Origin of the sequence: Micromonospora sp. NPDC023956, from assembly GCF_040639195.1 — a bacterium.
Classification (GTDB): domain Bacteria; phylum Actinomycetota; class Actinomycetes; order Mycobacteriales; family Micromonosporaceae; genus Micromonospora.
Genome location: NZ_JBEZZN010000024.1, coordinates 23,887 through 38,056, shown reverse-complemented (window position 1 = coordinate 38,056; position 14,170 = coordinate 23,887). Strand labels below are relative to the sequence as shown.

Here is a 14,170-nt window from a genome sequence, read left to right as displayed (position 1 = left end):
GAATCGGTGGCTGACGCCGCGACGGTCGAACACCGGAACCACATATCGGTCTTGACGATTCAGGATTCCGGCACCGCCCGGAGTCCCGGCGGCGACGCCGGCACCGGACGACCGCGCGGCACCGACCACGTCGGGACGACCGGCGGGCGATAGGCTCGGTTCCCATGCGGAGCAAGCAGGAACTGGGTGAGGCCATCCGGCGGGACCGCCGCGCCGTACTGGTCATCAACGCCCGTTCCCGTCGGGGGCGTCGCCGCTACGACCACGCACGGTCCCGACTGCTGGCGGCCGGTTTCGACCTGGTCGGCACGTACCCGGTCGACCGCCCCGGTCAACTCGAGGAGAGCCTGACGGCCGCCGCCGCCCTGGCGCCGGACCTGCTCGTGGCCGGTGGCGGGGACGGCACGCTCAGCGCCGCCGCCCGGCTGCTCGCCCACCGCGACATGGCGCTCGGCCTGCTGCCCCTCGGCACCACCAACAACTTCGCCCGCACCGTCGGCGTGCCGCTCGACCTCGACGGGGCCGTCGCGGTCCTGACCGACGGCAAGGTGATCGACGTCGATCTCGGCCTGGCCGGGGACGTGCCGTTCGCCAACCACGTCGGGATCGGGCTCTCCGCCGACATCATGCTCCGGACCCCGCCCCGGCTGAAGCGGATCACCGGTCGGCTCGCGTACCCGCTGACCGCGCTGGCGCTGCTCGCCCGGCACCGGCCGATGCGGGCCGTCCTCCGGTCCGCCGGCGACCGGCACGAGTTCGTCACCCACCAGTTGTACGTGGCCAACGGCGGGTTCCACGCCGGACGACGGATCACGGCCGACGCCGACGCCGACGACCGGCTGCTGGTCGCCTACCCGGTGGGTGGGCCGACCCGGCGCGGGCTGCTGCGCGACACCGCGCGCAACGCGGCCACCGGTCACCGCCGCACGCTCGGTGACGAGCCCTTCCTCGCGGTACGCGAACTCTGGCTGGAGACCGACCGCCCGGCCCGCGTCGAGGTGGACGGGGAACTGTGCGGCCGGACGCCGATCCGGCTCGGTCTGGCCGCCAACGCGCTGCGGGTGATGGCCCCGGCCGACAGCCCCGACCGCTGAGCACCGCCCAGGACGACGGCTCCGCACCCGACGGGCACCGCCCCCTGCCCGTGCGCCTCCTTGCGCGCCGACCTCCGGCACACCGGGTCGACGATTGACACCCGCCCACGCCCGCGAATACCGTGCGTCACGCAATGGTCACGCTCCCGTCCCCGAACGAGGCCCGCAGGGTCGGAAAGGTGCCCACCGCCGTGGCTTTCCCTCACCTCATACGCCGGCCGCTCACCCTGCTCTGCGGTCTACTCACCGTTCTCGCCGTGGCCTCCCCCGTCCGGGCCGATGACCGCCCGACCACCAGCAACGACGAGGCGGCGGCCGGGTGGCTTGCCCGGCAACTCGTGGACGGCGAGCGCTTCGAGACGGTCCGCGACGGCGTGGCCCACCCCGCCCCGGAGCTGACCCTGGACGCGGTCCTCGCCTTCGCCGCCGTGGATGTCGCCGACACGCACGCGGCTCGGGCGCTGGCCTGGGTGTCCCGCCCCGACGTCCGCGACGCCTACATCGGCGACGGCGTCGGCGAGTCCTACGTCGAACCGACCGCCCGGCTCGCGCTGGCCGTGGCGGTACGCGGTGGCGACCCCACCTCGGTCAACGGGGTCGACCTGATCGCCCGCCTCCGGTCGTTGCAGACCCGGTCCGGCCGTTTCGTCGACCGCTCCGCGCACGGCGACCGCAGCACCACCGTCGGCCAGGCCTTCGCCATCCTGGCGTTGCAGCGCACGCCGGCCGGGGCCCCGGCGGCGGCGGTCGACTTCCTGGTCACCAGCCGCTGCGCCGACCTCGGCTACCCGCTGGTGCCGGGACAGCCGACCTGCCGCTCCGACGTGGACACCACCGCGACGGTGGCGCACGCGTTGCTCGCCGCCGGCCGGTGGAACGAGCCGTACGCCACGCTCACCGTACTGCTGAACGCCCGCACCAGCAGCGGGGGCCTACGCAACAGCGCCGGGGTCACCAACGCCGTCACCACGGCGCTCGCCGCGCCGGTCTTCGGTCACCTCGGCTGGAGCATCGAGGAGACGTTCACCCGCATGTACCTCGTGCGCGCCCAGGCGACCTGCGGCGACCCGGTTCCGGCGGCGGACCTCGGGGCGGTCCCCCACGACGGGGTGACCCTCGACCCGACGACCACCCGCCGGGCCACCGCGCTGAGCACCCTCGGCTTCACCTCGCAGCTCTACGGCCGACTGCCGCTGTACGGAGCCACCCCGGACACCCCGGTCTTCGTTTGCTGATCATCGGTTCCCGCCGTGAACGCGGGAACCGATGCTCCGTCACCGACCCGCTTCCACCAGCGCGCAGACTTCGTCGGCGCTGCCCCAGGAGAGGGTCATCCCCGCGCCGGCGTGCCCGTAGGCGTGCACGAGAAGACCCCCGGCGCGGTGTTCCGCCTCCACCCGGGGGCCGCCCTGACGGGCCGGACGCAGGCCGACCCGTTCTCCGACGACCGGCGCGACGGCGAGTTCGGGCACCAGGGCGATCGCCCGGGCCAGGATGCCGGCCCGGACCGCCGGGTCGGGGACGAGATCGGCCCGACCGGGTTCGAAGCTGCCGCCGAGCACCACGTCCCGGCTGCGCGGGTGCACGTACGTGGTGCCGGCCGGGTTCTCCTCGTCGCGGAACGACACGTCCAGGCCGGGATTGGCGACCAGCACGACCTGGCCGCGCGCCGGAAAGACCGTGTGGTCCCCGCAGAGCGCACCGGCGGCCAGACCGGCGGCGTTGACCACCACCGGCGCCTCGGCGAAGAGGTCGTCGAGCGCCTCCACCCGCCGCTCCACCAGCTGCCCTCCGCCGGCGACCAGCCGGTCGCGCAGCCACTCGAGGTACGTGGTCATCTCGGCCAGCGGGGCCACGAAGCGCAGCTCGCGCGCGTAGGGCGCGGACGCGTCGACGGCCTGCACGTCGTCGGCCGCCGCTGCCCACCAGGGCAGGTCGTCGGCGGCCTGGCGCTGGAACATCCTGGTCCGGCGCAGCAGCACGCCGGGCACGCCGTCGGCGGCCTGCCGGCGGAACTCCTGGTAGGTGGTGGCGGCCCAGGCCAGCACGCGCGGATCCGGATCGGTGTGGGTGGGATACCAGACCGCCGCCGCGACCGTCGAGACCAGCCGCTCCGGCGGGTCGGCGGTGAACACGGTGACCCGCGCACCCCGCTCCTGCAACCGGACGGCGGTCGTCAACCCGACGATGCCGGCCCCGACGACGATGACATCCCCCATGCCGCACCTCCCCTTCCCCCGCATCGTGCCCTGTCGACACCGGCGGCCGCCACCCGCCCCCCGAGGGCACCGTCCCCCCTTGGCCGTCCATGCTGGCCACCTCGACCGGTCCGGCACAGGGTCCGGTCGCCGATCCGACCGCGACGGCCGGAGCGTCCCCTGCCCCGGTTCAGCGGGGAAAGGTCAGGGTGGTCGGAACGTGTGCGCGCACGTGCACGCTCGACGGGCCGGGCACCCCCGGTGGCAGGACCAGCACGATGGTGCGGTCGTGGGCGGCGGTCAGCGTGGCCGAGGTGAGCCGACCGGCCCGCCAGCTGAGGTCGACCAGCACCGGCCCCCGGGCGCGCAGCCCCCGGACCGCCCCGTCCGGCCAGGCCGGCGGCAGCGCCGGCAGCAGCCGTAGCCGGTCGTTGTGGCTCTGCACCAACAGCTCGGCGATGGCGGCGGTGGCGCCGAGGGTGCCGTCGATCTGGAAGGTCGCCGGTGGCTGGAGGTTGAGCAGGTTCGCCGCCGTGTAGTGGGCGAACAGGTCGCCCAGGCCCTCGGCGGCGGCCGCCCCGTCACCGAGCCGGGCCCAGAGGGCGATGGTCCAGGCCCGGCTCCAGCCGGTGCTGCCGCCTCCGGCCTCCAGCCGGGCGCGCAGGGAGCGACGGGCCGCCGCCGCCCATCCCGGGGTGTCGGCCGGGTCGACGGCGCTGCCCGGGTAGAGGCCGTAGAGGTGGGACAGGTGCCGGTGGCCGGGATCGACCTCGGCCACCGGCGCGGACCACTCGCAGAGCCGACCGTCCGGGCCGACCACCGGCGCGGGCAGCCGGTCCCGCGCGGCGCGGACGCGCCGGACCAGGTCACGGTCGACGTCGACGGCCGGATCGCCGCCGGCCCGGTCGGCGACGGTGAGGACGGCGCTGAAGAGGTCGCCCAGCAGCCAGCTGTCCATCGTGGTCGTCACGTCCACCGACACCTCGCGACCGGAGCGGTCCCGGTAGGTGTTCTCCGGCGAGGTCGACGGGCAGCTGACCCACCGCCCGGTCCGGTCCGGCGTGAGGAAGTCGAGGAAGAACGCGGCCAGACCGCGCAGCAGCGGCCAGACCCGGCGGACGAGGAGGTCGTCGTCCCCGGCGAAGACGGCGTGGTCGACCAGGTGCAGGGCGAGCCACACCCCGCCCAGCGGCCACATCGCCCACCTCGGGTCGTCCCGGCCCTCCCCCACCGGCCAGCTCGTCCGCCACAGGTCGACGTTGTGGTGGGCGGTCCAGCCGGCACAGTCGTAGAGCGAACGGGCGGTGCGCGCCCCGGAGACGGCCAACTCGTCCACCAGGTCGAGCAGGGGCCGGTGGCACTCGGGGAGGTTGGTCGGCTCCGCCGCCCAGTAGGTCATCTGGAGGTTGATGTTGATGGTGTGGTTGCTGCTCCAGGCCGGCTGCACGTCCTCGCACCAGACGCCCTGGAGGGTGGCCGGCTGGCTGCCCGGCCGCGATCCGGCGATCAGCAGGTAGCGGCCGTAGGCGAAGAGCGTGGCGGCCAACCCGGGGTCGGGGTGCCCGGCCCGGACCCGGGCGAGGCGTTCGTCGGTGGGCACGGCGGCCAGGGCCGGATCGCCCGGCAGGTCGAGGTGGACCCGGTCGAACAGCGCCCGGTGGTCGGCCTCGTGCCGGACGGCGAGCCGGTCCGGGCCGACGGCGGTGGCCGCGTCCAGGGTCGCGCTGACCGCGTCGAGCAGCCGCCGTCGGTCGTCGTGCGGCACCCGGTCCCAGCCCCGGTACCCGGTCTCCGCCGCCACCAGCAGGGTCGCCTCCCGGGTGCCGGTGACCCGTAGGGTGTCGCCGTCGGCGCTGACGCTGCCCGTCCCGGCGAGCACCCGCACCGCGTACCCGAAGCACATGCCCTCGCCGGGGGTGTAGACGACCGGCTCGGACCGGTCGGGATGCGGCGGGGGCACGTGGGCGGGGACCCGGCCCCCGACGGCGAGGGTCACCGGGTCGGGACGGGTGGTCCAGCCCTCCCGGTGCGGGTGGCGCAGGGTGACGGTCAGGTCGAGCGGCTGGTCGCCGCGCACCCGGACCACCAGGACGCCGTCCGGGGCGGAGCAGAAGGCGGTGCGGACCACCGCGCCGGTGCGGGCGGTGGCGGTGGCCCGGGCGAGGTCCAACTCCCGCCGGCAGTCGCCGTCGGCCGGGGCGGCGAGGTCGACCAGCAGGTCACCGAGGGGCTGGTACGCCTGGCTGTTCGGCCCCTGCAACCGCTGCGAGGCGGTGCCGGCGGCGGCCGGGTCGTCCTCGTCCAGCAGGAGGCGGCGGACCTCGGCGAGGGTGGCCGGGCCGTCGGGCACGCCGTGCGACCGGGGCCCACCGGACCAGAGGGTGTCGACGTTGAGCGCGATCCGGTCGTGGACGCGCCCGGCGTGCACCATCGCGCCGAGCCGGCCGTTGCCCAACGGCAGCGCGTCCCGCCAGCTCGTAGCGGGGTGGTGGAAGCGGATCCGGGGGCCCGGCCCGGTGGTCGCCGGGTCAGCCACCGGCCCGCTCCCGGACCACCGCGACGCCCCCGGCGGGCAGGGTCACCGCGTCCTCGACCACCGCGCCGGTGAGCAGGTCGATCCCGGCGGTCGGCACCCGCTGCGCGGAGCCGGTGTGGTTGAGCAGGAACAGCCAGCTCGCCCGCGGACCCCGCCGACGCACCGCCTCGACGCCGGGCGGCGCGTCCGGACAGGTCGGCATGGCACCGGCGGCGCGCGCCACGTCGGCGAGCAGGCGCTGGTACGTGCCCTCGTCGGGGCGGGTGGAGACGTACCAGGCGACGCCGTCGCCGTACCGGTGCCGGGTGACGGCCGGCTGCCCGGCGAGCACGCCGGTGGCGTACGCGTCGACCGGTTCCGCCCCGGCGAGCCGTACCGTCTCCGACCAGAACCGCCCGGCGCCGCCACCGGTCAGCGGGATCTCCTCGCCCTCGGCGAGCGGGTGGAACTCCTCCACCCGGACCCCGAGGACGTCCCGGTACGCGCCCGGGTAGCCGCCGAGCCGGATCCGGGCGTGCTCGTCGGCGACCCCGCTGAGGTAGCCGACCAGCACGTGCCCACCGCCCTGGACGTAGTCGCGGACCCAACCGGCGGTGGCGTCGCTGGCCAGGTAGAGGGCGGGCAGGACGAGCAGCGCGTACCCGGTCAGCGGGTCACCGGGGAGCACCGGGTCGCAGACGTACCCGGCCCGCCGGAGCACCCGGTGCGCGGCGGCCACCTCGGTGTGGTGGTGGATCCGGTCGGACGGCAGGGCGCGTTGCTGCAACGCCCAGCCGCTGGCGGCGTCCCAGGCGATCGCCACCGGGGCCTCGATGGTGCCGGCGTCGACCTCGGCGAGCCGGTCCAGCAGGTCGCCCAGCTCGACCGTCTCCCGGAAGATCCGGCTGTCCGGTCCGGCGTGCGGCACCAGGGCGGAGTGGAAGAGTTCCGCGCCGCCGCGCGGTGCGCGCCACTGGAAGAACATCGCTCCCCGGGAGCCCCGGGCGACGTAGCCCAGGCTGTGCCGCGCCAGCCGGCCGGGTTCCCGGGTGTGCATCCGTCCGGGGGTGTAGATCAGGTTGGGCGCGCTCTCCATCAGCAGCCAGGAGCCGGGCGTGGTGGGCAGGTCCCCGTCGACGGCGCGGGCGTCCTGGCGGGCACCGTGCCGGGCCCAGCCCCGGGCCAGGTCGGCGGCGAGCGCGATCTGTTCCTCGGCGGCGGGCCCGGCGTCGGACGGGTAGTGGTCGATCGCGACCAGGTCGACCTCGGCGGCCCAGCGGGCGTGGTCGACCGGCACCCAGTCGCCGAGCACGTAGTTGGTGGTGATCGGCACCGCCGGGGTGGCGTCGCGGAGCAGGTCCCGCTGCTCGACGTACGCGGCGAGCAGTTCGTCGGACCAGTAGCGGCGGAAGTCGAGCACCTGGGTCGGGTTGGGCAGGTACTGGGTGGCCCGGGGGGTGGTCACCTGCGCCCAGTCGGAGTGGTGCTGACTCCAGAAGCTGGTGGTCCAGGCGTCGTTCAGCGCGTCGAGGTCGCCGTAGCGGTCGCGTAGCCAACGCCGGAAGCCGACCTCGGCGTGGCGGCAGTGGCAGGTGGTGCCGTACTCGTTGTGCACGTGCCAGAGCGCGAGTGCCGGATGGTCGGCGTACCGCTCGGCGAGCAGGTCGGTGATCCGGCGGGCGGCGGCGCGGTAGGCCGGTGCGGCGGCGCAGTAGGTGTCCCGGCTGCCGTGGTGCAGCCGCACGCCGTCGGCGGTGACCGGCAGCGCGTCCGGATGGGCCAGGGAGAACCACGGCGGGGGCGACGCGGTCGGGGTGGCCAGGGCGACCCGGATGCCGCCGGAGTGCAGCAGGTCGAGCACCTGGTCGAGCCAGTCGAAGGTGTACCGGCCGGGAGCGGGTTCCAGTCGGGACCAGGCGAAGACGCCGACGGTGACCAGGGTGATCCGGGCCTGCCGCATCAGGTCGACGTCCTGCTCCCAGACCTCCGCCGGCCACTGCTCCGGGTTGTAGTCGCCGCCATAGCAGAGCCGACCGTCCAGCACCATGCCGCACTCCCGCGAATTTTGTTTGGTACGTAGCTAAATTATGGCGAGGTCACCCGCTTGTCAACGCGATCGCACGGTCCCGCAGCGACGGCTCCTCGTTGACACTTTGTTGGGTATCCAAAGAAACTGGTGGGGTTGCCGACCCGGGAACCGAGGAGACGTCCATGCCGTACCGCCCGCCACTGGTTCCGTTCGAGACCTTCGTGGCCGACCCGCCCGACCTGCCGGTCCGCCGCGCCGGTGACGACGGCCCCGCCGTGGTCAGCCGGGCGGAGGTGGTGGAGACCGACGACCACGGCGTGACCCTGAAGAGCGCTACCTCCGACGGCGGCTCCCTGGTCGTCCGGGTGGAGTCGGCGGGCGACGGGGTGATCCGGGTCCGTCTCGCCGAGGACCCGCAGGCCCGTAGCCGCTCCGCCCGGATCCTGCCGCTGGTCACCGCCGAGCCCCGGCCCGCCCGGGTCACCGTCGACGACGGTGGGGTCCGGGTCGACGCCGGGGCGGTCGTCGCGGAGATCCGGCTCGACCCCTGGCACCTGCGCTTCCTCGCCCCGGACGGACGGGTGCTGCTCGAGCAGGACGGCGGCACCCTGGACATCTCCGGCCGGCGGCGCACCCTGCCCTTCGGTCGCTCCGGTTCCGGGGGGCAGCCGGTGGCGTACCACGAGAGCTTCGTGGCCCCCGGCGACGAGCACTTCGTCGGCTTCGGGGAGAAGTTCACCCCGCTGGACAAGCGGGGGCAGCGCGCGTTGATGTGGAACTTCGACGCCTTCGGCAGCGAGTCGGACCGGTCCCACAAGTGCGTGCCGTTCTACCTGTCCAGCCGGGGCTACGGGGTGCTGGTCGACAGCGGCCTGCCGGTGGAGTTCGACGTCTGCCAGTCCACCCACAGCAGCGTGCAGATCCTCGTCCCGGACGACGTGCTCGACTACTACGTCCTGGCCGGGCCGACGCCGACCGAGATCATCGACCGCTTCGACCGCCTCACCGGGCGGCCGTACCTGCCGCCGAAGTGGGCGTTCGGGGCCTGGATCTCGTCCGGCTTCTACCCGGACAGCCAGGAACGGGTGCTGGAGCGGGCCCGCCGCATCCGCGACCGGGGCATCCCCTGCGACGTGCTGCACCTGGACTGCTACTGGCAGGTCGACGGGCACTGGTCCGATCTCCAGTGGGACAGCGCACAGTTCCCCGACCCGGCCGGCATGATGGCGACCCTCGCCGAGCAGGGCTTCCGGGTCTGCCTCTGGATCAACCCGTACGTCTCCGCCGACAGCCCGCTGTACGCCGAGGCGGCCGAGGCCGGCTACTTCCTGACCCGTGCCGACGGCAGCACCTACGTGGCCGACGTCTGGCACGGCAGCCACGCGGCGAGCGCGATCGTCGACTTCACCGACCCGGAGGCGACCGACTGGTTCACCGGGCTGCTGCGCCCGTTGCTCGAGCAGGGCGCGATGGTGTTCAAGACGGACTTCGCCGAGGGGGTGCCGGCCGACGCGGTGGCCGCCAACGGGATGACCGGCGTGGAACTGCACAACGTGTACGCATTGCTGTTCAACGACGCGGTCTCCGGCGTGACCCGGGAGGTGGCCGGACACGACACGGTCTGGGCCCGCTCCTCCTTCCTGGGTGGACAACGGCACGCCGCACAGTGGAGCGGCGACGTCAACGCGACCTGGCCGGCACTGGCCAGCACGATGCGCGGCGGCCTCTCGCACGGGCTCTCCGGCATTCCCTTCTGGAGCCACGACACCGGCGGCTTCCACGGCACCCCCGAGCCGGACCTGTACGTCCGCTGGACCCAGTTCGGGGCCTTCTCGCCGCTGGTCCGACTGCACGGCACCACCAGCCGGCTGCCCTGGGACTTCCCGGCCGACACCGAACGGGACGCGGTGGCCGCGCTCCGGTTGCGCTACCGGTTCCTGCCGTACCTGTACTCGGCTGCCGCCGACGCGGCCCGCACCGGGGCCCCGATGATGCGGGCCCTGCTGGTGGACACCCCGGACGACCCGGTGGCCTGGACCCGGGACCTGGAGTACCGGCTCGGCCGGGACCTGCTGGTCGCGCCGATGTTCGACCCGACCGGCCGGCGCACCGTCTACCTTCCTGACGGCGACCGGTGGGTCGACGCGAACACCGGCGAGGTGCACACCGGTGGACGGCACGTGCGCGTCGACGTCCCGCTGGAGCGGACCCCGCTCTTCGTCCGGCACGGCGCGCTGCTTCCGGTCGCGCCCCCGGCCGACCGGATCGCCGACGGTCCGTTCCCCGACGTGACGCTGGTGAGCTGGGGTGGCGTGGACGGCCGCACGGTGGTGCACGACGTCGACGGGGACACGGTCGTCGAGGCGGTCCGCGACGGGGACACGCTGAAGATCACCAGCGACGGCCCGCTGCGGCTGCGCGGGGTGTCGCTCGCCCCGGTGGTCGGGAGCGACGCGCCGGCCCGGGTGCTGCTCGACGGCATCGAGGTCCCGGTGACCCCGCTCGACGGGCTCTTCGACCCGGCGGCCTGAGCCGCGAACGGCGCCCCGACCGGAACCGGTCGGGGCGCCGGGGCACGCGGATGCGGACGCCCGGCCGGTGGAACCGGGCCCGGGGCGGACGCGCCACCGGCGCCGGAGCGGTCAGCCCTTGACCGCGCCGGTGATCATGCCCTTGGTGAAGTGCCGCTGCACGAACGGATAGATGATCACGGCGGGGAGGACGGTCACCACCACCACCGCCATCTTGACCGCGAGCGTCGGCGGGTACGCGGTCACCCCGGGAATGGTGAACGACGACCCGGAGACGGCCGGCGACTGCCCACCCAGGATGTAGGTCTGCAACACCCGCTGGATCGGGAACTTGTCGTTGTCGTCGATGTAGAGCACCGAGTTGAAGTACGCGTTCCAGTACCCGACGGCGTAGAAGAGCCCGACCACCGCCACGACCGCCTTCGACAGCGGCAGCATGACCTTCCACAGGATCCGGAACTCGCCCGCCCCGTCGATCCGGGCGCTGTCGACCAGTTCGCCGGGGACGTTCATGAAGAACGCCCGGACCACCACCAGGTTGAACACGCTGATCGCGCTGGGCAGGATCAGCGACCAGATGCTGTCCTTCAGGCCGAGCCCGGTCACCACCAGGTAACTGGGGACCAGACCCGGGAAGATCAGGAAGGTCAGCAGGAAGAAGAAGAGCAAGCCCCGGTGCGCCACCGAGCCCGGCCGGGAGAGCCCGTACGCGGCGAGCACGGTGAGCACCAGGCTGACCGTGGTGCCGAGGACGGTGACCAGGGTGCTGATCCAGACCGCCTGGGTGATCTGCCCACCGTTGAAGATCGTCACGTACGCGCTCGGGTCGAACTCGCGCGGCACCACGACCATGCCACCGGTCTCGTTGATCGTCTCCCGGGAGGCGAGGCTGGTCACCACCACCGACCACATCGGGAAGAGCACGGCGAGCACCAACAGGGTGAGCACCACGCCCTTGCCGACCTGGCCGACCGGCGAGGGTGGCTCCTCCCAGGCCGGCCGCCGGGACCGGGCACGCCGGGCACGACGGCCGTCGACCGGCGGCGGCGCCACCGGCACCGGTCCGACTCCACTGAGCTGTGCGGTCATGACTTGGAGTACACCCCCTGTTCGCCCATCCGGTGTGCCAGGTGGTTGGCGGTGACGATGAGCAGCAGGCCGATGACCGCCTTGAACAGGCCGGCGGCGGCCCCCAGGCCCCACTGCTGGGTGGCGATCGCCTGGTAGTAGACGAAGGTGTCCAGCACCTCGGCGGCCTCCCGGCCGACCGCGTCGCGTTGGAGGATGAACTGCTCGAAGCCGACCGAGAGCGCGTCGCCCAGCCGCATGATGAGCAGCAGGACGATGACCGGCCGCAGGCCCGGCAGGGTGATGTGCCAGAGCCGGCGCCACCGGCCGGCGCCGTCGGCCGCCGCAGCCTCGTACAGGTTGGGGTCGATGGCGGCGAGCGCGGCCAGGAAGACGATCGCGCCCCAACCGACGTCCTTCCAGACCGCCTCGGCGGTGACCAGCACGATGAACGTGTCGGGGTTGGTCATGACCTGCCACGGTTCGAGCCCGGCCTGGCGCATCTCCTGGGCCAGCAGCCCGGCGCCGCCGAGCATCTGCACGAAGAAGGTGATCACCAGCACCCAGCTGAAGAAGTGCGGCAGGTAGACCACGCTCTGCACGAAGCCGCGCACCCGGCCGGAGACCAGGCTGTTGAGCAGGATGGCCAGCAGAATCGGCAGCGGGAAGAAGAAGACCAGCTGGAACGCGGTGATGGTGAGGGTGTTGCCGACCGCGTCCCAGAAGAGCGGGTCGCGGAAGAGCGCCTCGAAGTTGCCGAAGCCGATCCACTCGCTGTAGAGGAACGCCTCGAGCGGGTCGTCACCGACGAACGGGTTGTAGTCCTGGAAGGCGATCACGTTGCCGAGGGTCGGCAGGTAATGGAAGACCAGCAGCAGGAGCGCGGCCGGGGCGGTCATCGCCAGCAACGGCCAGTCCCGGCGCAGCCGGGCCCGCAGGTTGTGCCGGGGGCGGGGCCGGTCGCCGCGTCGGCGACCGGCCCGCGTCGACGTACGCCCGGCGGGGGTGGACGCCCCGTCGGTGGCCGGGGCGTCCACCACCCCGGCCACGTCCGCCCGGCTCATCGGCCGTTGTCGGCGAGCGCCTTCTCGAAGAACGCGCGCCCCTCTTCGCCACCGGTGGACAGGAACTCCTTGCGCACCTGGTCGAGGTCACCGATGGGCCGACGACCCCGGAGGATGTCCCGGATCTTGTCGTCGGTCGGGGTGATGATCTTCGACCAGTTGGCCGGCAGCTCCAGCTTGATCCCGGCGAAGAGGTCCTTCTCCATCAGCCCGATGTGCTGCTGGTAGTAGCCGAGGTAGTCGCGGACGTAGTTCGGGGTGTCACCGCTGCGCACCTTCACCGGCACCCGGCCGCCGATGTGGGTGTACTGCGCACCCAACTCCTTGCGGCCCAGCTCGGTCGGGACCGGACTGCCGTCCGGGCCCCGGGTGAAGTGCTTACCCTCCACGCCGTACTCGCGCAGTTCGAACTCACGGCTGCCGAAGGGCGCCGCGCACCAGTTCAGCACCCCGAGCAGTTCCCGGGTCCGCTCCTCGCCCAGCCCCTTCTTGACGAACGTGAAGAAGACCGGCTTCTCGCTGCCCCAGATCACCGCCGGCTTCCCGCTCGCGCCGAAGACGGGCAGCGGCTGCATGTCGAAGCTGGCCAGCACCTTGGACTGCTCGCCCTGCATGCCCTGCCAGGCCCCCAGGCCGTCCTGGTACATCAGGATCTTGCCGCCCTTGAAGAGCTGCTTCTCGTCGGCGCCCTTGCTGGCCACCGTGTCCGGGTGGACCAGCCCCTCGGCGAAGAGCCGGGCGGTGAACTCCAGGGCGGCCCGGAACTCGGCGGTCTCGAACTTGTGCTCCAGCCCGCCGTCGGGCTTCTTGCGCCAGATCTGCTGGCAGCCGAAGAACTGCTGGACCATGTCGAAGACGCTGCCGAAGGCCCAGACCCCCTTGGCCGGGTCGGTGGCCTTCTTCCCGAACTCGTACAGCTCCTCCGGGCTGGTCGGGGTGCCCAGGCCGCCCCTGGCCACCAGGTCCTTGCGGTAGAAGAGGGCGTAGGCGAACGGGCCGTCGGTCGGGAACGGGACGGCGTGCAGCCGCCCGCCCCACACCGAGTACTCCCAGGCCCCGGTGGGCAGGGCGGCGAGGTACGGATAGGTGGCGGCGGCGTCGCCCTTCAGGTGGTCGGTGAGGTCCTCGAAGAGCGCCTTCACCGCTTCGGAGAACCGGGCGACCTTGTCGACCTCCCAGTTCGGCACGCTGAGCAGCTCCGGCACGTCCCGCGCGCCGAGCATGGCGTTGAGCTTGTCGGCGTAGGTGCCGCCGTCCTGGAGGCTGGGGTTGACGTCCACGCCGAGCTTGCCGTTGACCGCGGCCAGGTACGAGTTGCGTCCGAGCGTCGGCGGGGCCGGGCCCCACCACGGGCTCATGGTGCTGATCGGCGCGCCACCCCGGCCGGGCTGCTCGGTGACCGCGTCCACCAGCTCACGCGGATAGGTCAGGTAGCCGTCCGGGATCGGCCCCTCCCCCGCGATGTCCGGCTTGAGCAGCTCGGCGGGCTTGTGCGTGGGCAGGACGGCACGGATCGCGTCGGCCTTGGTGGCGCTGCCCCGGCTGCCCGCCTCCTTGCTGCACCCGGCCAGGGTTCCGCCGGCCATGGTCGCGGCGGCGCCGACACCGGCCAGGCGGAGCAGGGTCCGACGATCGGTGGATACGTCCGGCATGGACGGCTGCACGGCGCAC

At 73.3% G+C, this 14,170-nt stretch carries 9 protein-coding genes; 3 read left to right on the top strand and 6 right to left on the bottom strand.

Annotated features, from left to right (window positions below):
• The first annotated feature begins 164 nt into the window (after positions 1 to 164).
• Entirely contained in the window at positions 165 to 1,094 is a 930-nt protein-coding gene (locus AB0F58_RS28635; RefSeq protein WP_357149524.1) for a diacylglycerol kinase family protein, read from the top strand.
• Between the two features lie 191 nt (positions 1,095 to 1,285).
• Positions 1,286 to 2,329: a peptidase gene (locus AB0F58_RS28630; RefSeq protein ID WP_357149521.1), complete on the top strand. Its 1,044-nt coding sequence runs from the start codon at positions 1,286 to 1,288 to the stop codon at positions 2,327 to 2,329.
• Positions 2,330 to 2,368: 39 nt separating this feature from the next.
• Here the strand turns inward: AB0F58_RS28630 and AB0F58_RS28625 are convergent, their stop codons facing one another.
• The 3 genes from AB0F58_RS28625 to AB0F58_RS28615 form a co-directional block, all read right to left on the bottom strand.
• Positions 2,369 to 3,313, bottom strand: a complete 945-nt coding sequence (locus tag AB0F58_RS28625) for an FAD-dependent oxidoreductase (RefSeq protein ID WP_357149518.1) — start codon at positions 3,311 to 3,313, stop codon at positions 2,369 to 2,371.
• 169 nt (positions 3,314 to 3,482) lie between these two features.
• Entirely contained in the window at positions 3,483 to 5,828 is a 2,346-nt protein-coding gene (locus AB0F58_RS28620) for a glycoside hydrolase family 95 protein (protein WP_357149516.1), read from the bottom strand.
• Positions 5,821 to 7,854 (bottom strand): beta-galactosidase, encoded by a 2,034-nt coding sequence (locus AB0F58_RS28615; protein WP_357149513.1) that lies wholly within the window; start codon positions 7,852 to 7,854, stop codon positions 5,821 to 5,823. The genes AB0F58_RS28620 and AB0F58_RS28615 overlap by 8 nt, the downstream gene beginning before the upstream one ends.
• A 164-nt stretch (positions 7,855 to 8,018) precedes the next feature.
• Here AB0F58_RS28615 and AB0F58_RS28610 point away from each other — a divergent pair, with 164 nt between their 5' ends.
• Entirely contained in the window at positions 8,019 to 10,367 is a 2,349-nt protein-coding gene (locus AB0F58_RS28610; protein WP_357149510.1) for a TIM-barrel domain-containing protein, read from the top strand.
• Between the two features lie 111 nt (positions 10,368 to 10,478).
• On the opposite strand, the gene AB0F58_RS28605 is transcribed toward AB0F58_RS28610, so the two are convergent.
• The 3 genes from AB0F58_RS28605 to AB0F58_RS28595 are packed head-to-tail and all read right to left on the bottom strand — an operon-like array spanning position 10,479 to position 14,163.
• Complete coding sequence (locus AB0F58_RS28605) at positions 10,479 to 11,456, bottom strand: carbohydrate ABC transporter permease (RefSeq protein ID WP_357149507.1); 978 nt, start codon at positions 11,454 to 11,456, stop codon at positions 10,479 to 10,481.
• Positions 11,453 to 12,499, bottom strand: coding sequence for an ABC transporter permease subunit (locus AB0F58_RS28600; RefSeq protein WP_357149504.1), 1,047 nt, complete (start codon positions 12,497 to 12,499; stop codon positions 11,453 to 11,455). Before AB0F58_RS28600 ends, AB0F58_RS28605 begins: the two co-directional genes overlap by 4 nt.
• Positions 12,496 to 14,163: an extracellular solute-binding protein gene (locus AB0F58_RS28595; protein WP_357149501.1), complete on the bottom strand. Its 1,668-nt coding sequence runs from the start codon at positions 14,161 to 14,163 to the stop codon at positions 12,496 to 12,498. Before AB0F58_RS28595 ends, AB0F58_RS28600 begins: the two co-directional genes overlap by 4 nt.
• Positions 14,164 to 14,170 lie beyond the last annotated feature (7 nt).

Coding starts and splice junctions, on each gene's coding strand:
- AB0F58_RS28635 (WP_357149524.1), top strand. CDS start 165: ATGCGGAGCAAGCAGGAACTGGGTGAGGCCATCCGGCGGGACCGCCGC.
- AB0F58_RS28600 (WP_357149504.1), bottom strand. CDS start 12,499: ATGAGCCGGGCGGACGTGGCCGGGGTGGTGGACGCCCCGGCCACCGAC.
- AB0F58_RS28605 (WP_357149507.1), bottom strand. CDS start 11,456: ATGACCGCACAGCTCAGTGGAGTCGGACCGGTGCCGGTGGCGCCGCCG.
- AB0F58_RS28610 (WP_357149510.1), top strand. CDS start 8,019: ATGCCGTACCGCCCGCCACTGGTTCCGTTCGAGACCTTCGTGGCCGAC.
- AB0F58_RS28615 (WP_357149513.1), bottom strand. CDS start 7,854: ATGGTGCTGGACGGTCGGCTCTGCTATGGCGGCGACTACAACCCGGAG.
- AB0F58_RS28625 (WP_357149518.1), bottom strand. CDS start 3,313: ATGGGGGATGTCATCGTCGTCGGGGCCGGCATCGTCGGGTTGACGACC.